This is a genomic window from Methylobacterium sp. J-043 (assembly GCF_022829505.1).
Taxonomy (GTDB): Bacteria; Pseudomonadota; Alphaproteobacteria; order Rhizobiales; family Beijerinckiaceae; genus Methylobacterium; species Methylobacterium extorquens_A.
This window is the reverse complement of the sequence record NZ_JAKSYB010000042.1, coordinates 139,167-160,401: the sequence shown is the minus strand read 5'-3', so window position 1 is coordinate 160,401 and position 21,235 is coordinate 139,167. Positions and strand designations below refer to the sequence as shown.

Below are 21,235 nucleotides of genomic sequence, written 5' to 3'. Positions count from 1 at the left end.
TAGGCTGCCAATCGCCGCCACCGCGACCGGAGCCTGCCGATGTCCGCCCGCCTGTTCGAGCCCCTGCGCCTGGACGACTTGGAGCTTGAGAACCGCATCATCATCGCGCCGATGTGCCAGTACTCGGCGCTGGCCGGCGCGGCGACCGATTGGCACCTGATACATCTCGGCCAGCTCGCGCAGTCGGGTGCCGGGCTCCTCACCCTGGAGGCGACGGCGGTCTCGCCCGAGGCGCGAATCTCGCCGGGTGATCTCGGCCTCTACGACGACGCCACCGAGCGGGCGCTCGCCCGCGTGCTCGACGCGGTGCGCGGCTACGCTCCCATCCCGGTGGCGATCCAGATCAACCATGCCGGCCGCAAGGCGTCGAGCCGCGCGCCCTGGGAGGGCGGCGCCCAGATCGCCCCGGACGCCCCCGACGGCTGGCGGACCGAGGCGCCCTCGGCGGTGCCCCACGCGGAGGGCGAGGTGCCGCCGCACGCCCTCGACGCGGACGGGTTGAAGCGGGTGCGCGACGGTTTCGTCGCGACGGCCAAGCGCGCCCTGCGCCTCGGCATCGACGCCGTCGAGCTGCACGGCGCCCACGGCTACCTGCTGCACCAGTTCCTCTCGCCGCTCTCCAACCGCCGGGACGACCAGTACGGCGGCAGCCTGGAGAACCGGATGCGGTTTCCCCTCGAATGCTTCGAGGCGGTGCGCGAAGTCGTGCCCGCGGGCAAGCCGGTCTGGATGCGCGTCTCGGCGACCGACTGGGTCGAGGCGGGCTGGACCCTCGACGAGACGGTGGAACTCGCCCGCGCCCTCAAGCGCCGGGGTGCGGCCGCCATCCACGTCTCCACCGGCGGCCTCTCGACGGCGCAGAAGATCCCCGTGGGGCCGGGCTATCAGGTGCCCTTCGCCGAGCGGATCAAGGCGGAGACCGGGCTCACCACCATCGCCGTCGGCCTCATCACCGAGCCGCGCCAAGCGGAAGGCATCCTGGCGGAGGGCAAGGCCGATGCGGTCTCGCTCGCCCGCGCCATGCTCTACGATCCCCGCTGGCCCTGGCACGCTGCGGCCGAACTCGGCGCGCAGGTACGGGCACCGAAGCAGTACTGGCGCAGCCAGCCGCACCAGTTCAAGGATCTGTTCAAGAGCACGGCCTTCGGGCAGCGATAGCGCCTCCCGCCCGCAACTGACTCCCACCCTCGAACCTCATCCTGAGGTGCGCAGCGCAAGCTCAGCCTCGAAGGATCCTCCGGATCCCGCGAGATCCCTGGAGGATCCTTCGAGGCCCGCTGGCGCGGTCACCTCAGGATGAGGGCGTGATTGGGAAGGCGTGGTGCTCCGACTGCCCGTCTACTTTCCCACCGCCCCCACCAGCGGCCCGAGCGGCCGGCTCAGGTCGGAGCGGCCGAGGCCGGGCGCGTAGAGGCTCGATACGCTGCCGTCGAGGAACAGGGCGTTGCGGCAACCGAAGCTGTCTTTGAACAGGCGGGCGAAGGCGCCGAAGGTCACCGGGCGCTCCGAGATCGCGAACACCGCGACGTGCCCGCCATCGCGCACGCCGACGCCGTTGCGGATCTTCTGGCTCGGGCCGTCCGCCGAGATCTTGGGGTGGATCTTGCCGTCGATCACCAGCATCGGACCCGATTGCGTGGCAAAATCCGGTGCCGGCTTGGCGCGCAGGTAGCGTCCGGTATCGAGCACGCCGGCCCGGTCGCCCTTCACGTAGAAGACCCCGTTCGGCTTGAGGTGGAAGTTGCCCGGACCGTTGGCGGTAGAGGCGCCCTTCAGCTCGCGCCCGTCCTCGACATAGAGCCCGACCGGAGCCTGCCCCTTGTCGTACATGCCGGCATTCATCGCGAAGCTGAGGCGCGGGCCCTGCCGGTCGGCAAGGCTCGACAGCGAGCCGTAGGGCAAGCCGTCCGTTCCGAGCCAGAACAGCCGAACGCGTTCGCGCCGCAGATCGACGGTGCAGACCGTGTAGGGCTGCCCCTCGAACTCGACCGCTTGGCACGGCCCCTTGGCGACGGGCGCCGCCTGCGCCTGGACGGGCGCGGGGGCGAGCGGCCCGACAACGAAGCCGGCGACCAGGGCAGCAGCGGGAACGGCGAGGCAGCGGCGCATCACGGGCGGGCGGTTCCTGAAGGGGCGGTCCCTGCGGGGCAGGCACGGCCGTATCCGCCCTCCTCGCGCGAAAGCATGGCAGCATTCAAGCGGCCTGCACGACGCGCCGTTTGGTGCATCGCGTGATCACAAGATGTTTGGGACCAGAGGTCGCAGGGACCGTTTTTTCCCGTCACACGTTCAAAACCAGCAGGGGAGCAATTTCTCTCTCGGGTGGAGACGATCTGATGAAACGGGTTGTTCTGGCATCGGCGCTGATGGCGAGCGCGCTGATGATGATCCCGGCCACCGCCGATGCCCGTCCGGGCTTCGGTGGCTTCCGTGGCGGCGGGTTCGGTGGCGGTGGTTTCCGTGGTGGTGGATTTGGCGGTCCGCGCTTCGGCGGCGGGTTCGGTGGGTTCCGGGGCGGCGGCTTCGGCGGCCCGCGTTTCGGCGGCGGATTTGCCGGCCGGGGCGGTTTCTATCGCGGGGCCGGCTTTGGCGGCTGGCGCGGCGGATATGGCGGTTGGCGGGGCGGCGGCTGGGGTTACCGGCGCGGCATCGGTCTCGGCGGCGTCGGTCTCGGACTGGGTCTCGGCCTCGCCGCGGGCGGCCTCTACGGCGGTTATGGTGGCTGGGGCGGTGGCTATGGCGGCTGGGGTGGTCCCTACGGCTACTCGAACGTCGGCTACGATCCGTATTTCGGCGGCGGTGGCGGCTGCTACACCGTCCCGCGCCTGACCTGGACGCCCTACGGCTACCGCCGCGTTCTCGTCGAACGCTGCTACTGATCGAACCGAAGTTGATGAAGGGGCCGCTCGCGGCCCCTTTTTCTTGCGCGGGTCAGCGCCGCTTCGCCTCGTCTTGCCGCATCGGCATGGCGTCGATGGTGGAAAACAGGCGCTGCGGCGGAATCGGCTCCGCCGAGGTGAGCTTGGCGCCGCCGTCCTTGCCGACGAGCACCGCCCGGAAAGCATCGTCCGAAAGACCGAGATGCCGACGTAGGGCGGAGGCCTCCGCCCCCTTCCCCACCGCCTCGATCGTGACGAGATCACGCTCGGACGCGCCCGTCCGCGCCGATGCCAGCGCCTGCCGCTGCGCCTTCAGCCGCGCGTCGTCGGCATCCGGCGCGGCCAGCACCAGCACCCGCGATGTCCCGCGATAGCCCGACAGCGGATCAGCCCCCGCCGCTCCGGCGGCGCCGCACACCGCCAGCATCGCCGCCGTCACGGCTGCCGTCTTCCACGCCATCGCGAACCTCCGCTGTTGTGCCGCCAAGCATCGCAAGACCATGCATTGCCGGAACCAGCGCGCGACCCATCTGCCCGGTTCCACCCCGAACGAACCCCGGAGGGCTCCATGGCAGTCGTCAACCGTCGGATCGTGCTGGCTGCGCGCCCGCACGGCGAGCCGAAGCCCGAACATTTCCGCCTAGAAGAGGGGCGCACGCCGACACCGCAACCAGGCGAGGTGCTGCTGCGGACCCGCTGGCTCTCCCTCGACCCCTACATGCGCGGGCGGATGAGCGCGGCGAAATCCTATGCCAAGCCCGTCGAGATCGGCGAGACCATGGTCGGTCAGACGGTGAGCGAGGTGGTCGCCTCGGAGAATCCGGCCTTCGCCGAGGGCGATCTCGTACTGGCCAATGCCGGCTGGCAGGAATTCGCCGTCTCGGACGGCCAGAATCTGCAGCGCATCGACCCCGCCGACGGGCCGCCGAGCCAGTTCCTCGGCATCCTCGGCATGCCCGGCATGACCGCGTATACCGGGCTTCTGGAGATCGGCCGGCCACAGCCGAAGGAAACCGTGGTGGTGGCCGCCGCCGCGGGGCCGGTCGGTTCCCTCGTCGGCCAGATCGCCCGCATCAAGGGCGCGCGGGCCGTCGGCATCGCAGGGGGCGCGGAGAAATGCGCCTACCTGACCGAGACGCTCGGCTTCGACGCAGCGGTCGACCACCGCGCCGCCGATTTCCCCGATGCGCTCGCCCGCGCCTGCCCCGACGGGATCGACGTGTATTTCGAGAATGTCGGCGGGGCGGTGTTCGACGCGGTGCTGCCGCTCCTCAACGACTTCGCGCGGGTGCCGGTCTGCGGCCTCGTCGCGAGCTACAACTTGAGCGAACTCCCCGCCGGGCCCGACCGCTCGCCGGTGCTGATGCGTGCCATCCTCACCAAGCGGCTGACGCTGCGCGGCTTCATTGTCTGGGATTTTGCCGCGATGCACGACGATTTCGTGCGCGACGTCGGCGGCTGGCTGCGCGCCGGACGGGTCCAGGCGCGCGAGGACGTGGTCGAGGGCCTGGAGAACGCACCGGCCGCTTTCTCCGGAATGCTGCGGGGCGCCAATTTCGGCAAGCTCGTCGTGAAGGTCGCCTAATCGGGACCGCGCATCGACGAACGTGATGCGGCTTGTCGAGCAACGAGAACAGAGATAGAACATTCGCGGCGGCTACGACACGCGGTGGTTAGCGGGCACAACGGTCGCGAATGGCTTGCCCGGACGGGGCGGCACCCTCAAGAGTCGCGGCCATCGCGGGCGTGACGTACAATGCCCTGTGAGATCGGACCGGATGGAGAGATGAGATGGCGGGCAGCGTCAACAAGGTGATTCTGGTCGGCAATCTCGGGCGCGATCCCGAGACCCGGCGTCTGTCCTCGGGCGATCCCGTGGTGAACCTGCGCATCGCGACGTCGGAGTCCTGGAAGGACAAGGCGTCGGGCGAGCGCAAGGAAAAGACCGAGTGGCACTCGGTCGTGATCTACAACGACAACCTCGCCAAGGTCGCGGAGCAGTATCTGCGCAAGGGCTCGAAGGTCTACATCGAGGGCCAGCTCCAGACCCGCAAGTGGACCGACCAATCGGGCGCGGAGAAGTACACCACCGAGGTGGTGCTGCAGCGCTTCCGCGGCGAGATGACGATTCTCGACGGCCGGGGCGGTGGCGGCGGCGGCGACTTCGCGGGCGAGGACGAGGGCGGCGGCCAGATCAGCCGCGGCGGCGACCGGGGTGGTGATCGCGGCGGCGACCGCGGCGGGCGGGACGATTACGGCTCGAGCCGCTCCGGCGGCGGCGACCGCCGGCCCTCCTCGGGCGGCGGCGGCGGCGGCAAGCCGAACTACGACCTCGACGACGACATTCCGTTCTAGAGCATCGTCCCGAACGGTGGTTGCCGGCTTTCGGAAAAAACGATGCAAAAACAAAAGCCTAGAGCATGGTCCCGGATCCGACATCCAGGACCATGCTCTAGGATTTCAATCGAGAAACGGCCTTGGGAAGGGTCGGCGCGAACAGCGCCGGCCCTTTTTTCGTATCGGATGGTGAAGTGTCTGCCGGTGGCAGGATGTTTTGACGAATCGTGAATGCGGGCACGGATCGCCGTGACAGCCTGCACGAACGCGAAACGCGTTCACGTCGCACCGAGCCTGCCCGGAATGTCGGCATCACGGGCGAACGCGGGTCGGAACAGAGGCTTCATCGCAGCCACGTGCCGATGTTCAGCATCGGCGAAATGACAGTTGCAGCGGGCCACATGACGTCCCGCAGCGGCCGCTCCCGGTGGCGGTGTCGAAATCTTGCGCCATAATCATTTCGCGCCGCAACGGCGAAAGGAGCAGCCAGGGATCCATGCTGAACACTGCGTCGAACGCGCCCGTCGCGGAGGAGCGTCCCCTGGAAAAGGCGCTCGGCCACCAAGTCCGCCTGCTGCGACGGGAGCGCGACCTGTCGGTGGCCGACCTCGGCAGCGCGGCCGGCATCTCTCCGGGCATGATCTCCAAGATCGAGAACGGGGCGATCTCGCCCTCGCTCGCTTCGATCAACGCGATCGCCTCGGCCCTCAACGTGCCGATCACCGCCCTCTTCGCCGCCTTCGAGGAGACCCGTGACTGCAGCTACGTGAAGCGCGGCCAGGGCGTGCCGATCGAACGGCGCGGCACCAAGGTCGGGCATCTTTACGAGCTCCTCGGCGCCGGCATCCGCGGCGACGTGGTGGTGGAGCCCTATCTCATCACCCTGCAGGACGAGGCCGAGGCCTATACGAGTTTCCGCCATGTCGGGACGGAATTCATCTACATGCTGACCGGCGAGGTGATCTATCACCACTCGGGCCAGGACTATCACTTGGCGCCCGGCGATGCGCTGATGTTCGATTCGAACGGCCTGCACGGCCCGGCCAAGCTCATCGAGACGCCGATGACCTATCTCTCCGTCATCGTCTATCCGCGTGCGTGAGTGCGCCGCGCGATAACGATCCGTTCACCATAAGCTGCAAGGCATCGTGCAACGGAGCGGGAGAGTGATGGCGATGACGGCCGGTCGGCAGCGGGTGCTCGGCGCTCTCCTCGCCCTTTGCGGTCTCTTCTCCGGTCCCTTCGCCGCCCTCCTCGGCAGCCACGCATTCGCGGCCGACCTGCCGGTGTTCGAGCCCGGCACGCCCGCTGGGGCGCCCTCGGCCCCGCGCTTCTTCCCTCGGGGCGACGGAGATGCGGAGGGCGACCGGCCGCCCCGCCCCCTGCCCCGTCGTCTCGTCGGCTGCGCCCCCCGCATCGTCCCGGTGCCGACCAACGCGCCGTACGATCCGAGTTATGTCGGCTCGGAATACGGGTTGGGCAAACCGAGCTATTACGGCTTCCGTCCCGGACCCGGCTACGACGACCCGTTCGACCGGCCCCTGCGCTATTGCCCGTGAAAGGAGTCCCCCCGCTGGAATCCGGCGGCGGCGGCGCTTACCTGTGCGGCGCGTTTCCCTGCACCGAGCCGTCCCATGTCCGACACAACCGTTCGCTTCGACACCCTTGAGGCTCTGCGTGCGCAGGTCGATGCATGGCGGTCGGGCGGCGACCGCATCGTGCTGGTGCCGACCATGGGCGCGCTTCATACGGGCCACCTCGCCCTCGTCGCGCATGCCAAGGCGATCGGCCGGCGGGCCATCGTCAGCATCTTCGTGAACCCGACCCAGTTCGGCCCGAACGAGGATTTTTCGCGCTACCCGCGCGACACCGAGGCCGACCTCGCGCTGCTCTCTCAGGCCGGCGCAGACGCCGCTTGGCTCCCCTCCGTCGAGATCATGTACCCGGCCGGTTTCTCGACGCGCATCGAGCCCGGCCCCGCGGCGGAGGGCTTGTGCGGCACTTTCCGGCCCGGCCACTTCTCCGGCGTCGCCACCGTCGTGACCAAGCTCATCCATCAGGTGCGGCCCGACATCGCCCTGTTCGGCGAGAAGGATTTCCAGCAATTGCAGGTGATCCGCTCGGTCACCCGCGACCTCGACATGGCGGTCACTATCGAGGGCGTTCCGACCTTGCGCGAGGCGGACGGCCTCGCGCTCTCCTCGCGCAACCGCTACCTCGACCCGCGTGAGCGGCATATCGCGCCACGCCTGCACGCGGTGCTCGCCGACATCGCCGAGCGTCTGGCCCGCGGCGCCGAGGCGGCTCCGCTCGTCACCGAGGGCATCGCGGCGCTGGAGGCGGCGGGGTTCGGTCCGGTGCAGTATCTCGAAGTGCGCGATGCGCAGACGCTCCAGCCGGTCGCGCGAGCCGAGCGCGAGGCGCGGGTACTGGTGGCGGCCTATCTCGGCAAGACGCGGCTCATCGACAACGTGGCAGTGCCGGCCTGACGCGTGCTGGCTGTGGACGACACCCAATCCGCTTGATTGCTTCGGAATGGCGGATCCGGGTTTCGGCGAGCGCCTGTCCGACTCTGGCGCAGCGCCTATCCGGGACGATTTACACCATGAAACGCTGACATTCGGCAATCGCGGAACTTGACTACCCTTACATCCATGCAATTCAATGCATTTTTGAAAAATACTTCATGAACTACAGCGTTAAATCATCGACTTGGAAAAGTTATAAAAGATATTATTTGATTTAAACGCCAAACCATCAAATGACAGTCCGGACTCAACCAAGGAAGAGACCGGGCCGATGCGGATTTCCTGCGTGATCGTGCAGCATCGCTGCACGGCAGCCACGCTGTTGTTGCTGCTGTCGACCACGAGTTTCCTGGCCGCAGCCCGCACCGCCCAGGCTCAGGAGCAGGGAGCCGGCGTCACACTCGACGAACTCACCGTGACCGGCGACGGCACCGCCGCGATCGGCTACCAGCCGCGGCGCAGCAGCTTCGGGACCGGCACCGAGACGCCGCTGCTCGACACGCCGGCCAACATCGCCGTCGTCTCCCAGGCCGTCCTGCGGGACCAGCGGGTTCTGAGCCTGGACGAGGCCCTTCGCAACGTCAGCGGCATTGCCCAGACCAACAGCCTCGGCGGCACGCAGGAGGGTGTGGTCCGCCGCGGCTTCGGCACCACCCGCGACAGCTCGATCCTGCGCGACGGGCGCCGCACGGTCCTCCAGCAGAACTTCAGCCACAGCATCGAGCGGGTCGAAGTGCTCAAGGGGCCGGCCTCGCTGCTCTACGGCATCTCGGAGCCCGGCGGCCTGATCAACCTGGTGTCGAAGCGGCCGCTCTTCACCCGGCAGAACAGCCTCGACGTCACGGCGACGAGCTTCGGCGGCGCGATCATCCAGCCGGATCTGACCGGCCCCATCGAGGGGACCAACCTCGCCTACCGGATCGTGGGCGACGTGCAGGACTACGATTACTGGCGCAACTTCGGCACGATCCAGCGACAGGTCGCGGCGCCCTCGCTGACATGGCGGGGCGACGATACCACCGTCACGGTCGGCTACGAGTTCGCCCACTACAACATCCCGTTCGACCGGGGCACGACCTTCGATCCCCGCACCGGCCGTCCCCTGCGGGTCCCACGGGAGCGGCGCTTCGACGAGGCCCTGAGCCGGGTTGAAGCGATGAGCCATCTCGGCAGCCTCGATGTCGAGCACCGTTTCAACGACGCCTGGAAGATGCAGGTCGGCTTCACCGCCAGCAACCTCACCTACGACGACAACCAGATCCGTCCGGTCTCCTACAACGCGGTCACCGGTTTCCTCACCCGCCGGGCCGACGCGACCCGCGGCGCCGACTTCAACTCCCAGGTCGCCCGGGTAGACCTCGTCGGCCGGTTCGAGGCGCTGGGCCTGCACCACGACCTGCTGGTCGGGGCGATGCACGAGCGCGTCGATTATTATCGCCGGGAGAGCTACCGCGGCGCCAACCAGGGCGACTTCAATGTCTTCGATCCGGTCTACGGCCGGATCGTCGCCTCGAACCGCCTGTCGCTGCCGGCGAGCAACAACCGCGACCGGCTCATCAACACCAGCCTCTACCTTCAGGACTCGATCCATCTGACCGACCAGCTCATCTTCGTGGCCGGGGCGAGCGCGCAGTTCTACGATCAGCTCGCCTTTGCGGGAGTCCCGGCGATCGTCTCGACGGATATCGACGGGATCAAGCCGCTGCCGCGGGCGGGTCTCGTCTACCGGATCGCCCCTCACCTCTCGGTCTATGGCAGCTACACCCAGTCCTTCCGTCCGAACGTGACCGACCTCGACCGCACCGGAGCGCTGCTGCCCGAAGAGGGCGACGCCTGGGAGGTCGGCGTCAAGGCGGAGCTGGGGGCCGGCCTGCTCGTGACCGGCGCAGTCTTCGACACCGAAAAGACCAACGTGCTCGTCACGCAGGTCGTGAACGGCATCCGCACGGCGGCGACCGCCGGAAAGGCGCGCTCGCGCGGCTTCGAACTCGACGTGGCGGGGCAGATCCTGCCGGATTGGTCGGTGATCGGGAGCTACGGGTTCACCGATGCCATCGTCACCGAGGATCCGTTGCTGGCCGGAAACCAGTTGCTCAACACGCCGCGGACGACCGCAACGCTGTTCGTCACGCATCAGGTCGGGCTCGTTGCCCCGGCCATGACCGTAGGCTCGCTGCAACTCGGCGACGGCTTCCTCGAAGTGGGGCTGGGCTCGCGCTACGTCGGCGAGCGGCCGGGCGATGCGGCCAACACCTTCACCCTGCCCGACTACGTCGTGTGCGATGCCTTCCTGAGCTACCGGACCCACGTGAACGGCTTCCCGGCCGCGCTCCAGCTCAATCTCAAGAACTTCCTCGACGAGACCTATTACCCGTCCTCGGGGGCCAGCAACGTGCTGGTGGCGGTCGGCGAACCCTTCCAGGCGCTGATGACGGCCCGGGTCTCGTGGTGAGGCTGCGCCTCGGGGACGGCACGGGAGCACCGGACCGTCCCCGATCGTAGAACATCGTCCCGAACCGTGGCTGCCGGCTTATCAAAAACCGGCATCGCGGAGACGAGAGGCGGGCGTAGCCGCTCAGGCGGCCCGCAGCGGCCCCGTTCGCTCGTGGAAGTCCGGACCGTTGCTGGTCTTCGCGACGAAGCCGGCGCGGATCACGAAATCCCCAAAGTGCTCGCCGGGCTGCCGATCCTTGGCATAGGCGGCGAACAGCGGATCCAGGGTGCCCTTGATCTCGGAGGCTGTGACGTCCTCGCGGTAGAGCTTGCTCAGCCGGGAGCCGTCGAAGGCGGCGCCGAGATAGAGGTGGTAGCGCTCGGGTCCGCGGCCGACGAGGCCGATCTCCGAGATGAAGGGCCGGGCGCAGCCATTGGGGCAGCCGGTCGAGCGGATGGTGATGGGCTCGTCCTGCAACCCGTGCCGGGCGAGGCTTTCCTCCAGCTCCGACAAGAGGTCGGGCAGGTAGCGCTCGCTCTCGGCCAGCGCCAGACCGCAGGTCGGCAAGGCGACGCAGGCCATGGAGTTGCGGCGCAGCGCTCCCGCTCCGCGGGTCAGGCCGTACTCGTCGACGAGCGCGTCGATCTCCGCGCGCTTGCCGGCCGGCACGTTGGCGATGATGACGTTCTGGTTGCCGGTGAGGCGGAAATCGCCCTCGTGCACCTCGGCGATGCGGCGCAGGCCCGAGAGGAATTGCGGCCCGCCGTCGATGTCCTTGATCCGGCCCGACGGCACGTAGAGCGTGAGGTGGTGGCGCCCGTTGTCGCCCTCGACCCAGCCGTAGCGGTCGCCGTTGCCGTCGAAGGTGAAGGGCTTCGGCTCGCCGAGCGGCTTGCCGATGCGCTTTCCGACCTCTTCGCGGAACGCGTCGAGGCCGAAGCGCTCGATCGTGTACTTGAGGCGGGCGTTCTTGCGGTTCTTGCGGTTGCCCCAGTCACGCTGGACCGTCATCACGGCTTCCGCCGCCTTCAAGGCGTCCTCGGGCTTCACGAAGCCCAGCACGTCGGCGGTGCGCGGAAACGTGTCGGTCTCGCCGTGGGTCATGCCCATGCCGCCGCCGACGGTGACGTTCCAGCCCGTGACCTGGTTCTTCTTGTCGAGGATGGCGATGAAGCCGAGGTCGTGGGCGAAGATGTCGACCTCGTTGGAGGGCGGCACCGCGACCACGGTCTTGAACTTCCGCGGCAGGTAGGTCTTGCCGTAGACCGGCTCGACCTCCGCAGCGTCCTCACCGCCGACCACGCGCTCGCCGTCGAGCCAGATCTCGCGCCACGCGCCGGTCTTCGGCAGCAGGGTGTCGGAGATGTCCTTAGCGAGCTGGAGCGCGACCTTGTGGGCACCGGCCTGGGCCGGGTTGGTCGCGGCCATGACGTTGCGGTTGACGTCGCCGCAGGCGGCGATGGTGTCGAGCAGCGCCGAGTCGATCGCCGCCATGGTGCGCTTGAGGTTCGACTTGATGACGCCGTGATACTGGAACGTCTGCCGGGTCGTCGCCCGCAAGGCGCTGCCGGCATAGGTCGTGGCGATATTGTCGAGGATCAGCCACTGCTTCGGCGTGATGACGCCACCCGCGATGCGCAGGCGGATCATGAAGCTGAAGGCTTTTTCGAGCTTTTTCTTGGTGCGCTCCGCCCGGATGTCCCGGTCGTCCTGCATGTACATGCCGTGGAACTTGACGAGCTGGCCGTCATCCTCGGAGATCGCGCCGGTGGCGTGCTTGAGCAGCCCGTCGGCGAGTCCGCCGCGGAGATAGCCGCTGGCGATCTTCAGGTGCTCGTTATGGGCGAGCCCGGCAGCGCGTGCGGCCTCGGCCTCCGTGATCGGAAGCTCGGTCGGCGGCGTCTCGTAGCGGCGCGCGCCGATGCCGGGCGTGTCCACGGCGGGGCCGTCAGGCGTTTCGATCGGCTTGTGGTCGTCCATGGCGGTGATCTCTGCAATGATCGAGTTCGGCCGCTCATCCCCGCTCGCCACCTCGTCCTGAGGTGACGGAGCGAAGCGGAGACCTCGAAGGAGGGCTCCCGTTCTCGCGGCGATCCCTGGAGCCTTCCCGCGAAGCGCGCTGGCGCGAGCGTCTCAGGATGAAGTCCAGATCGGGAAGGAACGCCGTCCTTCCTCAGTCAACGTCGTGTCTCAGTAAACGTCCTGCTGGTAGCGCCGGGCGCGCTCCAGCGAAGCCACATGCGCCTCAGCATCGGCGCTGCTGAGGCCCTTCACGCTCTCGAAGGCGCGCACCACGGCGGCGCGCACGTCCTTGGCCATGTTCTTGGCGTCACCACAGACGTAGAAATGGGCGCCGCCGTCGAGCCATTCCACCACCTCGGCGGCATGTGCGTCGATCCGATCCTGCACGTAGATCTTCTCCGGCTGATCGCGGGAGAAGGCCACGTCGATCTTGGCCAGCGAGCCGTCTTCCAGCGCGTCCTGCCATTCGAGCTGGTACAGGAAGTCGTGGGTGAAGTGGCGGTCGCCGAAGAACAGCCAGGAACGGCCGGGGGCTTCCGTGGCGCGGCGCTCCTGCACGAAGGCGCGGAACGGGGCGACGCCGGTGCCGGGGCCGACCATGATGATGTCGGTCGACGGGTCGGAGGGCAGGCGGAAATGCTTGTTGGGCTTCACCCGAACCCGCAGTTTGGCGCCGTTCTTGATGCGGTCGGCCACATGCACCGAGGCGACGCCGGAGCGGGCGCGACCGTGGGTCTCGTAGCGCACGGCGGCGATGGTGAGATGCACCTCGTCGCCGACTTCCCGACGCGAGGAGGCGATGGAATAGGCCCGCGGCGGCAGCGGCCGGGTCACGGTGTTGAGATGCTCGGCCGTCAGTTCGGCGGGGAAGCGCTCGATCAGGTCGATCAGGTGCCGCCCCTCGATCCAGGCCTTCACCTCGCCGCTCTCGACGAATTTCTGCGCGTCGGCATGGCCCGTGGCCTTGGCGAAGCGCTCAACCGTGGTCGGCGAGAGCGTGGTGATGTCACGCTCGGCCAGCAGCGCCCGGCGCAGGCCGTCGTCAGCCGAGAGGCCCGTCGCGCGCAGGATCTCGTCCACGAGCTGCGGGTCGTTCTCCGGGAAGATCTCCAGCGAATCGCCGGGCTCGTAGGCAGGCGCCCCATCCTCGAATTCGAGGGCGAGGTGGATCGTCTCCTTATCGGAGCGCGAGGAGTTGAGGTTCACATGGTCGATCACCTCGACCACCGCCGGCTCGCGGCTGACCTCGCCATCCTCGTCCTCGGCTCCGGCGCGGAAATCGACCGCCACGACGTTGTCGGCCGCGCTCTCGGCCGGCGCGAGTGCCTTCAGCGTCCCCTTGATCCACTCGGCGGCCGGCTTCTCGAAGTCGAGGTCGAGATCCGCGCGGTCGTAGGCGCGCTTGGCGCCGAGCGCCTCGAAGCGCGTGTCGAGCGCCTTCCCGATCGCACAGAACTCCGCGTAGCTGGTGTCGCCGAGCGCCAGCACGCCGAACTGCACGCCTTCCAGGCGGGGGGCCGCGTCGCCCATCAACTCGCCATAGGCTCGCACCGCGCGGGCCGGCGGCTCGCCCTCGCCCCAGGTTGCGGCGATGGCGATGAGCTTACCGGCCTTGGGCAGGGTGGCCAGATCGAGATCGGCGAAATCCACGATCTTCGGCTTGAAGCCCTGCTTGCGCGCCAGCTTGCTCACGTCGCTCGCGAGCTTTTCGGAATTGCCCGATTCGGAGGCGAACAGGATCGTCAGCGGCTCGGCCGCCTTCGGGGGCGCGGCCGGGGCGGCGGCTGCGGTCGCGGGCTGGCCGGCGGCCGCATCGAGGCCGGCGAGGAAGCCCGTCAGCCACGCACGCTGGATCGGCGTCGCCGCGCCGAGCGCCGCGTCGAGATGGGCCCGCTCCTGATCTCCGAAAGGAGCCGTGCGGGGGAGAAGTGCTTGCCTGGACATTGTGGGTGCCATGTCGTCCGCCGGAGCGCCGCTGTCAACGTCGAAACGTCCGTTTTAAAGAACGCCCCGCAGAGAGAAGAGATTGTTCGTTGCTGCGCCGCAATAAGGAATTTTATTCTCCGACCACCGCCAGCCGGGGCTCGGCGCGTCCCCGCGGGGGCGGCGCCGGCAACGGCAGGGCGGTCGTCGACTTCACCTTCTCCATGGCGAAGCGCGAAGTCACGTTCTTGAGAGGAAGCGTGGCGATCAGGTTCTTATAGAACGTGTCGTAGGCCGCCATATCGGCCACGACGACGCGGAGCATGTAATCGACGTCGCCGGCCATGCGGTAGAATTCGAGCACCTCCGGCATCGCCGCGATGCGGTCGGCGAATTGCTCCAGCCAGTCCTTGGAATGGTCGGCGGTCTCGATGGAGACGAAGACGGTGAGGCCGAGCCCGAGCTTCACAGGGTCGAGCACGGCCACGCGCCGGTCGATCACGCCGTCGGCTTCGAGGCGCTGGATGCGCTTCCAGCACGGGGTCTGCGACAGCCCGACCTGCTCGCCGATGGCGGCGATGGAGAGCGTGGCGTCCTTCTGCAGCAGCGCGAGGATCTTCAGGTCGATCGAGTCCAAGGGCGGCCTCTCCGGATTGGGTGGCGAGGATGGTCTCTCGAAGGCGTCGCCCGACACTTGAGCGACAGGCCCGATCGGGCGCCTCGTTGAGAAGATTATTTTCTAACTGGGCAACGATCCGCCGCGGTGACCGTTGCAGGCTCGCTCGCGGCGCAGCGGGGAATTGCGTGCGCGACAGCACCACAAGGGTCCCGACGCCTTGACAGCGTTCGTTATAGCGAACATTTCAGAACTCCGACAAGCAGGCAATCCGATTTTACGCACATGACCGCTGCTCTCGTCCGAGCGGCCGAGGACCTCGCCAGCCAGATGGCGGGGTTGGACCTCCGGGGGCGCATCCGCCTCGTCGAGGACCGCATCCCGGGCCGTCTCGTCTTCACCACCAGCCTCGGCATCGAGGATCAGGCGCTCACGCACGCGCTCGCCTTGAACAAGGGCCGCACCGAGATCGTCACCCTCGATACCGGCCGGCTCTACCCCGAGACCTACGACGTCTGGACCGAGACGGAGGCCGCCTACGGCATCCGCATCCGCGCCTACGCGCCGGAGCGGATCGCGGAGGAGGATTTCGTTGCGCGCGAGGGCATCAACGGCTTCCGGCATTCGGTCGCCGCGCGGCAGGCCTGCTGCGGGTTCCGCAAGGTCGAGCCGCTCGGGCGGGCGCTGGACGGCGCGGCGGCGTGGTTCACCGGCCTGCGCGCCGGGCAATCCGCCAACCGCGCGGACACGCCGCTGGCCGAGGCCGACGAGGGCCGCGGGCTGATCAAGGTCAACCCGCTCGCCGACTGGTCGCGCGCCGACGTCGATCGGTTCGTGCGCGACAACTTCATTCCCTACAACACGCTGCACGATCGCGGCTTCCCCTCGATCGGCTGCGCGCCCTGCACCCGCGCCATCAAGATCGGCGAGGACGAGCGCGCCGGCCGCTGGTGGTGGGAGCAGGAATCTAAGAAAGAGTGCGGCCTGCACCTGCATGGGCCGGAAGGCGACGTAGCGCCCGGACAGGAGGCTGCCGCCTTCGAAGAGCCGGCCAGCGCCGCGACCTCACGCGAACACAGAAGGGAACTGGTCTGATGAGCGCCGCCGTTGCCGCGCCCGCGCGCACCCGCCTGACGCATCTGCAGCGTCTGGAGGCCGAGAGCATCCACATCTTCCGGGAGGCGGTCGCCGAGGCCGAGAATCCGGTGATGCTCTACTCGATCGGCAAGGACTCGTCCGTCCTGTTGCATCTGGCGCTGAAAGCCTTCGCGCCGGGACGCCTGCCGTTCCCGCTGCTGCACATCGACACGACTTGGAAGTTCCGCGAGATGATCGCCTTCCGCGATCGGCGCGCCGAGGAACTCGGTCTCGAACTCATCGTGCACACCAATCAGGACGGGCTCGCCAAGGGCATCGGCCCGGTCAGCCACGGTTCGGAAGTGCATACCGACGTGATGAAGACGCAGGCCCTGCGGCAGGCGCTCGACAAGTACAAGTACGACGTGGCCTTCGGCGGCGCCCGCCGGGACGAGGAGGCGAGCCGCGCCAAGGAGCGCATCGTGTCCTTGCGCAACGCCCAGCACCGCTGGGACCCGAAGCGCCAGCGCGCCGAGCCGTGGCACCTCTACAATTTCAAGAAGCGACGCGGCGAGTCCTTCCGTGTGTTCCCGCTCTCGAACTGGACCGAGCTCGATATCTGGCTCTACATCGAGCAGGAAAACATTCCGATCGTCCCGCTCTACTTCGCCGCCGAGCGGCCGGTGGTGGAGCGCGACGGCCAGCTCATCATGATCGATGACGACCGCTTTCCGCTCGAGCCGGGCGAGACTCCGCAACAGCGGCAGGTCCGGTTCCGCACGCTCGGCTGCTACCCGCTGACCGGGGCTGTCGAGAGCCCAGCCGCGACCCTGCCGGAGATCATCGGCGAGACGTTGGCCGCCCGCACCTCGGAACGCCAGGGCCGGGTCATCGACAAGGATGGCGCCGGCGCCATGGAGCGCAAGAAGCAGGAGGGCTACTTCTGATGACCATCCATCAGTCTCCGGAAACGTTCGGCTACGACACCTTCCTGCGCCAGCACCAGAGCAAGGAGGTGCTGCGCTTCATTACCTGCGGCTCGGTCGATGACGGCAAGTCCACCTTGATCGGGCGGCTCCTGCACGACACCAAGCAGATCTTCGACGATCAGGTGACGGCGCTCCAACGCGATTCGCGCAAGCACGGCACGCAAGGGGGCGAGGTCGATCTCGCGCTGCTGGTCGACGGCCTCCAGGCCGAGCGCGAGCAGGGCATCACCATCGACGTCGCCTACCGCTTCTTCTCGACCGACCGGCGCTCGTTCATCGTCGCCGACACCCCCGGCCACGAGCAGTACACCCGCAACATGGCGACCGGCGCCTCGACCGCCGACGTCGCCGTGATCCTGGTGGACGCGCGCCACGGGCTGACCCGCCAGACCCGGCGCCACGCGCTCCTCGTCTCCTTGCTCGGCATTCACCGGGTGGCGCTCGCCATCAACAAGATGGATCTCGTCGGCTGGTCGCAGGACAAGTTCGACGCGATCGTCTCCGGCTTCCAGGCATTCGCCGCGCCGCTGAACTTCACCGAGGTGCGGGCGATCCCACTCTCGGCCAAGAACGGCGACAACGTCGTGCTGCCGGGCACCGCCGCGACATGGTACGCGGGCGTTCCGTTGCTGCGCTACCTCGAAGAGGTGCCGGTGAAGTCGGAGGAGCGCGCCGCCGCCTTCCGCATGCCGGTGCAGTGGGTGAACCGCCCGAACTCGGATTTCCGCGGCTTCTCGGGCCTGATCGCCTCGGGCTCCGTCGCGCCGGGTGACGCCGTCACTGTCGCGCCCTCCGGCAAGACCTCGACGATCGCTCGCATCTTCACCGCCGACGGCGATCTGGAGCGGGCGAGCGAGGGCCAGTCGGTGACGCTCGTGCTGGCCGACGAAGTCGATGCCTCCCGCGGCGCGGTGATCGCGACCTCGGACGCGCCGCTGACGCTGACCGACAGCCTCGACGTGCGCCTGTTCTGGGCGGCCGAATCCGATCTCGTCCCCGGCGCCAGCCTGTGGGCCAAGGTCGGCACGCAGACCGTCAACGCCGTGGTGAAGGCGGTGCACCGCCGGATCGACCCAGAGACCGGACAGGCGGGACCTGCCGAGAAACTCGCGGTCAACGACATCGGCGACGTGACCCTGACCCTCGACCGTCAGATCGCCGTCGATCCCTATGTCGAGAACCGCGATACCGGTAGCCTGATCCTGATCGACCGTGAGACCACCGACACGGCCGCCCTCGGCCTCGTCCAGACGGTCGTGGCCTCGGCGCAGGCCGCCGCCCCGGCCCCATCCGCGACGACGGCGCAAGAGCCCGCCAGCAGCGGCGGCTTGCTCGCCGGCATCAAGCGGCTGTTTGGCGGATAGATCCGAACTGAAGCCCCCTCTCCCCTTCGCGGGGGGAGGGTTTTTCTGGCCGGCAGTCCGGCCAGCCGCTAGAACCGGGGCATGATCTCCGCCCCCGACCCGGCCGCCGACGTGTACGAGGGCCGGGACGGCTGGCTGTTCCTGATCCGCGGTAACAACCGGGTGCTGGCGCAATATGGCCGGCCGGGCGTCGCGCGGGGGACGCTGTGGCGCTGGCGGCGGATCATCGAGAACCGCGTGCGGCGCTGCGCCCGGCTCGGCGCGACCTACGTTCACGCTCTCGCCCCGGAAAAGCTCACCGTCTATCCCGAGCGGGCCGAAGGTCTCGCCTTCGATCCGGCCCGCGCCCCGGCGCTCCGGCTCGCCCGCTGGCTCACCGCCTCGCCGGGCGCCCGCGCCTGGGTCGATCTCGCGGGCGCCTTCCGCGCGGCGGTTGACGGCCCGCCGCTCTATCTGCGCACCGATACCCACTGGACGCATCAAGGCTGTACGCTGGCCTACCGCACGATCCTGGCGCGGATGGGCGTGCCCCCGCGCGACGACATCGAGGCCCGGCGCGAACGCACCACCCTCCCCTTCGCGGGCGATCTCGGCCTCAAATTCACGCCCCACAGGTCAGAGCTTGCGGAGAGCAGCGCGATCGCGAGCGCGGCGCGGCGCATCCACGCCAACGATCTCCTGCTGGAGATGGAAGCGTTAGGCCGCGGCGGCGACGCCCATCTCGGCGCGCACGCGGTGTTCCGCAACGACGATCCCGGGGCCGATCCGCGCCGCCTCGTCATCTTCGGCGATTCCTACGCGCAGCACACCGCCCACAGTCCGGTCGCGACGCTCACCGCGCTCTTCGCCGACACGTTCCGCGAGGTGCATTTCCTGTGGTCGACGGGGATCGACTGGCACTATCTCGAAGCCGTCCGCCCCGATTTCGTCCTGGGCGAGATGGCCGAGCGTTTCGTGATCGACCTGCCGCCGTCCGGCATCCGGATCGAGCGGCTCGCGGAACTGGCCCGCGAGCGCAAACTCATGGGATCGATCACGGCAGCGGATTCGCGCTCACCCGCGATGCCTCCGCCTGACGCGCCCGCATCCGCGCCTGAAGCCGCTGGCGCCGTGCCGCGATGACGGTGCCGTTCACCTCGCCGCCGAACAGGAACATCGCCGCGAGCCAGTAGAGGAACACGAGGAAGATCATCGCCGTGGCGAGGCCCCCGTAGGTCGAGGCGTAGGCGTTCGAGAAGCGGTCGAGGTAGAAGCCGAAGCCGAGGCCGGCGAGGAACCACAGGCCCAGCGTCACGGCGATGCCCGGCAGCACCGACAGCACCGGCCGCCGCCCGGCCGCGACGAACTTGTGGGCGATCACCAGCACCAGCGCGATCAGGAAGGCGGTGACGCCGATGCGGCCGATGGCGACGGTGAGCGCCAGCGGCTCCAGGCCCGGCGCGACGAAGACGAGCTGGCGCCAGATCAGCGGCCCGAGCACCACGAGCAGCGCGAAGGCCAGCATCGAGAAGGCGCCGCAGACGACGTAGCCGATCGATTCGAGCCGGGTGAGCCACCACGGCCGCATCTCCCGGATGCCGTAGGCGCGGTTGAGCCCGACCCGCAGGGATTCCACGCCCGACGACGAGAAGTAGAGCGCAAGCACGGCCCCGATCGTCAGCACCCCGCCGCGCTGCTCGGTGAGCAGGCGGTGCACCTCGCCGACGATGGGTTTGGCGACCTCCCGCGGCACCGCGTCGAAGATCAGCGTGCCGGCCTCGTCCGCCAGCGACTTGGTGCCGATCAGGCCGGCGAGTGCCGCGAGCAGGATCAGGAACGGGAACAGCGAGGTCAGCATCGACAGCGCGATGTGGCTGGCGATCGCCCAGCCGTCATGGGCGACGAAGCGCTGCGCGGCGATGCCCGTCACGTCGAGGATCTTCTTGAATCGGCTCAAGGGGGGAGACGGCTTCTTCGGCTGAGTCGAGGCGGGCTGCTCCATACGGGCTATCGGATGCCGCGCGTCAATCTCGGGTTCGCTCCGGTGCGGGGGGAGCATGGCCGCCCTCAGGTTTTCCCGGTTGCCTTGAGGTCGGTTGCGTGGTGCCTGCCCGGCGCCATGTCGAGCGTATCCTCCAGCCTGATCCCGGCCGCCTTCGTGTTGATCTGGGCGAGCGGCTTCGTCGCCGCGCGCTACGTGGCGCCCTATGCCGAGCCGCTGGCCTTCGTCGCCCTGCGGTTGGCCCTGGTCGCGCTCGTCCTGGCCGGGATCGCCTTCGTCCTGCGCGCCCGCTGGCCGCGAAGCGCCGCCGGCTGGCGCGACGGGATGGTCGCGGGCGTGCTGATGCAGGGCATCTACGTCGCCGGGGTGTTCTGGTCGGTGCATCGCGGCCTGCCCGCCGGTATCGCGGCGCTGGTCGGGAGCCTCCAGCCGCTCCTCACCGCAGCCGCCTCGCAGCCTCTGCTCGGTGAGCGGGTCGCGCCGCGGCGCTGGGCCGGCATCGGGCTCGGCTTCCTCGGCGCAGGGTTGGTGCTCGCGCCGAAGCTCGGAGCGGTCGACGCCGCCGGCATCCCGCCGGACGCGCTCACGGTGTGCCTTGCGGCGATGCTGGCCATGACCGCCGGCACGCTGTGGCAGAAGCGCAAGGGTGCCGGGGCCGACCTCGTCACCAACGCCTGCCTGCAATTCATCGGCGGCACCGCCTTCGCGGTCCCGCTCGCACTGATCGCCGGCGAGACGCATCTCACCCTCAGCCTGCCGCTCGGCCTCGGCATGGCGTGGTCGGTCCTCGTCAACTCGGTCGGCGGCATCCTGCTGCTGCTGGCGCTGATCCGGCGCGGCGCGGTGGCCGGCGTCGCCTCGCTGCTCTTCCTCGTGCCGCCGGTTTCGGCGGCCATCGCCTACGTGATGTTCGGCGAGGCGCTGACCCCGGTGCAGATCGCCGGCATGGTGGTGGCCGCCGCCGGCGTCGGCTTGGCCAGCGGACCTCAGACGCGCGCAACACGGTGAACCGTATGATGAATTCAGCCTAAAGACGGGGGATGCGGCGATGAGAAACCACTATTGTGCCGGCGATCCGACCTATA

19 protein-coding genes are annotated in these 21,235 nt (G+C 68.5%); 13 read left to right on the top strand and 6 right to left on the bottom strand.

Going from position 1 to position 21,235, the window contains the following annotated elements:
• The first annotated feature begins 39 nt into the window (after positions 1-39).
• On the top strand, positions 40-1,158 hold the full coding sequence (locus MKK50_RS09815; protein WP_499021920.1) for an NADH:flavin oxidoreductase/NADH oxidase: 1,119 nt from the start codon (positions 40-42) through the stop codon (positions 1,156-1,158).
• 180 nt (positions 1,159-1,338) lie between these two features.
• Here MKK50_RS09815 and MKK50_RS09810 read toward each other — a convergent pair whose 3' ends face one another.
• A complete protein-coding gene (locus MKK50_RS09810; RefSeq protein ID WP_499022093.1) occupies positions 1,339-2,109 on the bottom strand; it encodes a phosphodiester glycosidase family protein in 771 nt (256 codons plus the stop codon).
• Between the two features lie 227 nt (positions 2,110-2,336).
• Between MKK50_RS09810 and MKK50_RS09805 the strand changes: the two genes are divergently transcribed.
• Positions 2,337-2,879, top strand: coding sequence for a hypothetical protein (locus MKK50_RS09805; protein ID WP_253372662.1), 543 nt, complete (start codon positions 2,337-2,339; stop codon positions 2,877-2,879).
• A gap of 52 nt (positions 2,880-2,931) precedes the next feature.
• Here MKK50_RS09805 and MKK50_RS09800 read toward each other — a convergent pair whose 3' ends face one another.
• Complete coding sequence (locus MKK50_RS09800) at positions 2,932-3,339, bottom strand: DUF4174 domain-containing protein (protein WP_499021918.1); 408 nt, start codon at positions 3,337-3,339, stop codon at positions 2,932-2,934.
• Between the two features lie 108 nt (positions 3,340-3,447).
• Here MKK50_RS09800 and curA point away from each other — a divergent pair, with 108 nt between their 5' ends.
• The 6 genes from curA (at position 3,448) to MKK50_RS09770 (ending at position 10,196) form a co-directional block, all read left to right on the top strand.
• Positions 3,448-4,464 carry an NADPH-dependent curcumin/dihydrocurcumin reductase gene (gene curA / locus MKK50_RS09795; RefSeq protein WP_499021917.1) on the top strand — a complete coding sequence of 339 codons (1,017 nt, stop codon included), beginning with the start codon at positions 3,448-3,450 and terminating at the stop codon, positions 4,462-4,464.
• Positions 4,465-4,670: 206 nt separating this feature from the next.
• Entirely contained in the window at positions 4,671-5,234 is a 564-nt protein-coding gene (ssb, locus tag MKK50_RS09790) for a single-stranded DNA-binding protein (protein ID WP_499021916.1), read from the top strand.
• Between the two features lie 478 nt (positions 5,235-5,712).
• A complete protein-coding gene (locus MKK50_RS09785) occupies positions 5,713-6,318 on the top strand; it encodes a helix-turn-helix domain-containing protein (RefSeq protein ID WP_253372670.1) in 606 nt (201 codons plus the stop codon).
• Positions 6,319-6,391: 73 nt separating this feature from the next.
• Positions 6,392-6,775 carry a hypothetical protein gene (locus MKK50_RS09780; protein ID WP_499021914.1) on the top strand — a complete coding sequence of 128 codons (384 nt, stop codon included), beginning with the start codon at positions 6,392-6,394 and terminating at the stop codon, positions 6,773-6,775.
• Between the two features lie 75 nt (positions 6,776-6,850).
• Complete coding sequence (gene panC, locus MKK50_RS09775; RefSeq protein ID WP_499021912.1) at positions 6,851-7,705, top strand: pantoate--beta-alanine ligase; 855 nt, start codon at positions 6,851-6,853, stop codon at positions 7,703-7,705.
• 310 nt (positions 7,706-8,015) lie between these two features.
• Positions 8,016-10,196, top strand: a complete 2,181-nt coding sequence (locus MKK50_RS09770; RefSeq protein WP_499021911.1) for a TonB-dependent siderophore receptor — start codon at positions 8,016-8,018, stop codon at positions 10,194-10,196.
• Between the two features lie 123 nt (positions 10,197-10,319).
• Here the strand turns inward: MKK50_RS09770 and MKK50_RS09765 are convergent, their stop codons facing one another.
• The 3 genes from MKK50_RS09765 to MKK50_RS09755 all read right to left on the bottom strand — a co-directional run bounded on the left by MKK50_RS09765 (position 10,320) and on the right by MKK50_RS09755 (position 14,760).
• Complete coding sequence (locus tag MKK50_RS09765) at positions 10,320-12,158, bottom strand: NADPH-dependent assimilatory sulfite reductase hemoprotein subunit (RefSeq protein ID WP_499022091.1); 1,839 nt, start codon at positions 12,156-12,158, stop codon at positions 10,320-10,322.
• A 210-nt stretch (positions 12,159-12,368) separates the two neighbouring features.
• Positions 12,369-14,144 (bottom strand): diflavin oxidoreductase, encoded by a 1,776-nt coding sequence (locus MKK50_RS09760; RefSeq protein ID WP_499021910.1) that lies wholly within the window; start codon positions 14,142-14,144, stop codon positions 12,369-12,371.
• 112 nt (positions 14,145-14,256) lie between these two features.
• Positions 14,257-14,760 carry an Lrp/AsnC family transcriptional regulator gene (locus MKK50_RS09755; RefSeq protein ID WP_003603570.1) on the bottom strand — a complete coding sequence of 168 codons (504 nt, stop codon included), beginning with the start codon at positions 14,758-14,760 and terminating at the stop codon, positions 14,257-14,259.
• 264 nt (positions 14,761-15,024) lie between these two features.
• On the opposite strand from MKK50_RS09755, the gene MKK50_RS09750 reads away from it, so the two are divergent.
• The 4 genes from MKK50_RS09750 to MKK50_RS09735 all read left to right on the top strand — a co-directional run bounded on the left by MKK50_RS09750 (position 15,025) and on the right by MKK50_RS09735 (position 19,291).
• Positions 15,025-15,834, top strand: a complete 810-nt coding sequence (locus MKK50_RS09750; RefSeq protein ID WP_499021909.1) for a phosphoadenylyl-sulfate reductase — start codon at positions 15,025-15,027, stop codon at positions 15,832-15,834.
• Positions 15,834-16,763 carry a sulfate adenylyltransferase subunit CysD gene (gene cysD / locus MKK50_RS09745; RefSeq protein ID WP_253372680.1) on the top strand — a complete coding sequence of 310 codons (930 nt, stop codon included), beginning with the start codon at positions 15,834-15,836 and terminating at the stop codon, positions 16,761-16,763. Before MKK50_RS09750 ends, cysD begins: the two co-directional genes overlap by 1 nt.
• A complete protein-coding gene (gene cysN / locus MKK50_RS09740) occupies positions 16,763-18,169 on the top strand; it encodes a sulfate adenylyltransferase subunit CysN (protein WP_253372682.1) in 1,407 nt (468 codons plus the stop codon). The genes cysD and cysN overlap by 1 nt, the downstream gene beginning before the upstream one ends.
• An 81-nt stretch (positions 18,170-18,250) precedes the next feature.
• A complete protein-coding gene (locus tag MKK50_RS09735; RefSeq protein WP_499021907.1) occupies positions 18,251-19,291 on the top strand; it encodes an alginate O-acetyltransferase AlgX-related protein in 1,041 nt (346 codons plus the stop codon).
• On the opposite strand, the gene MKK50_RS09730 is transcribed toward MKK50_RS09735, so the two are convergent.
• A complete protein-coding gene (locus MKK50_RS09730) occupies positions 19,203-20,150 on the bottom strand; it encodes a YihY/virulence factor BrkB family protein (RefSeq protein WP_253372685.1) in 948 nt (315 codons plus the stop codon). The two genes, MKK50_RS09735 and MKK50_RS09730, sit on opposite strands and share 89 nt — an antisense overlap.
• A gap of 117 nt (positions 20,151-20,267) precedes the next feature.
• Here MKK50_RS09730 and MKK50_RS09725 point away from each other — a divergent pair, with 117 nt between their 5' ends.
• Positions 20,268-21,158 carry a DMT family transporter gene (locus MKK50_RS09725; protein WP_499021906.1) on the top strand — a complete coding sequence of 297 codons (891 nt, stop codon included), beginning with the start codon at positions 20,268-20,270 and terminating at the stop codon, positions 21,156-21,158.
• The last annotated feature ends 77 nt before the right edge of the window (positions 21,159-21,235 follow it).

What these genes read in the sequence shown, in the direction of transcription:
- ssb (WP_499021916.1), top strand. Translation starts at nt 4,671, where the DNA reads ATGGCGGGCAGCGTCAACAAGGTGATTCTGGTCGGCAATCTCGGGCGC.
- MKK50_RS09725 (WP_499021906.1), top strand. Translation starts at nt 20,268, where the DNA reads ATGTCGAGCGTATCCTCCAGCCTGATCCCGGCCGCCTTCGTGTTGATC.
- MKK50_RS09750 (WP_499021909.1), top strand. Translation starts at nt 15,025, where the DNA reads ATGACCGCTGCTCTCGTCCGAGCGGCCGAGGACCTCGCCAGCCAGATG.
- MKK50_RS09730 (WP_253372685.1), bottom strand. Translation starts at nt 20,150, where the DNA reads ATGGAGCAGCCCGCCTCGACTCAGCCGAAGAAGCCGTCTCCCCCCTTG.
- MKK50_RS09810 (WP_499022093.1), bottom strand. Translation starts at nt 2,109, where the DNA reads ATGCGCCGCTGCCTCGCCGTTCCCGCTGCTGCCCTGGTCGCCGGCTTC.
- MKK50_RS09785 (WP_253372670.1), top strand. Translation starts at nt 5,713, where the DNA reads ATGCTGAACACTGCGTCGAACGCGCCCGTCGCGGAGGAGCGTCCCCTG.
- MKK50_RS09735 (WP_499021907.1), top strand. Translation starts at nt 18,251, where the DNA reads ATGATCTCCGCCCCCGACCCGGCCGCCGACGTGTACGAGGGCCGGGAC.
- MKK50_RS09815 (WP_499021920.1), top strand. Translation starts at nt 40, where the DNA reads ATGTCCGCCCGCCTGTTCGAGCCCCTGCGCCTGGACGACTTGGAGCTT.
- MKK50_RS09760 (WP_499021910.1), bottom strand. Translation starts at nt 14,144, where the DNA reads ATGTCCAGGCAAGCACTTCTCCCCCGCACGGCTCCTTTCGGAGATCAG.
- curA (WP_499021917.1), top strand. Translation starts at nt 3,448, where the DNA reads ATGGCAGTCGTCAACCGTCGGATCGTGCTGGCTGCGCGCCCGCACGGC.
- cysD (WP_253372680.1), top strand. Translation starts at nt 15,834, where the DNA reads ATGAGCGCCGCCGTTGCCGCGCCCGCGCGCACCCGCCTGACGCATCTG.
- MKK50_RS09805 (WP_253372662.1), top strand. Translation starts at nt 2,337, where the DNA reads ATGAAACGGGTTGTTCTGGCATCGGCGCTGATGGCGAGCGCGCTGATG.
- MKK50_RS09780 (WP_499021914.1), top strand. Translation starts at nt 6,392, where the DNA reads ATGACGGCCGGTCGGCAGCGGGTGCTCGGCGCTCTCCTCGCCCTTTGC.
- cysN (WP_253372682.1), top strand. Translation starts at nt 16,763, where the DNA reads ATGACCATCCATCAGTCTCCGGAAACGTTCGGCTACGACACCTTCCTG.
- MKK50_RS09800 (WP_499021918.1), bottom strand. Translation starts at nt 3,339, where the DNA reads ATGGCGTGGAAGACGGCAGCCGTGACGGCGGCGATGCTGGCGGTGTGC.
- MKK50_RS09765 (WP_499022091.1), bottom strand. Translation starts at nt 12,158, where the DNA reads ATGGACGACCACAAGCCGATCGAAACGCCTGACGGCCCCGCCGTGGAC.
- MKK50_RS09770 (WP_499021911.1), top strand. Translation starts at nt 8,016, where the DNA reads ATGCGGATTTCCTGCGTGATCGTGCAGCATCGCTGCACGGCAGCCACG.
- panC (WP_499021912.1), top strand. Translation starts at nt 6,851, where the DNA reads ATGTCCGACACAACCGTTCGCTTCGACACCCTTGAGGCTCTGCGTGCG.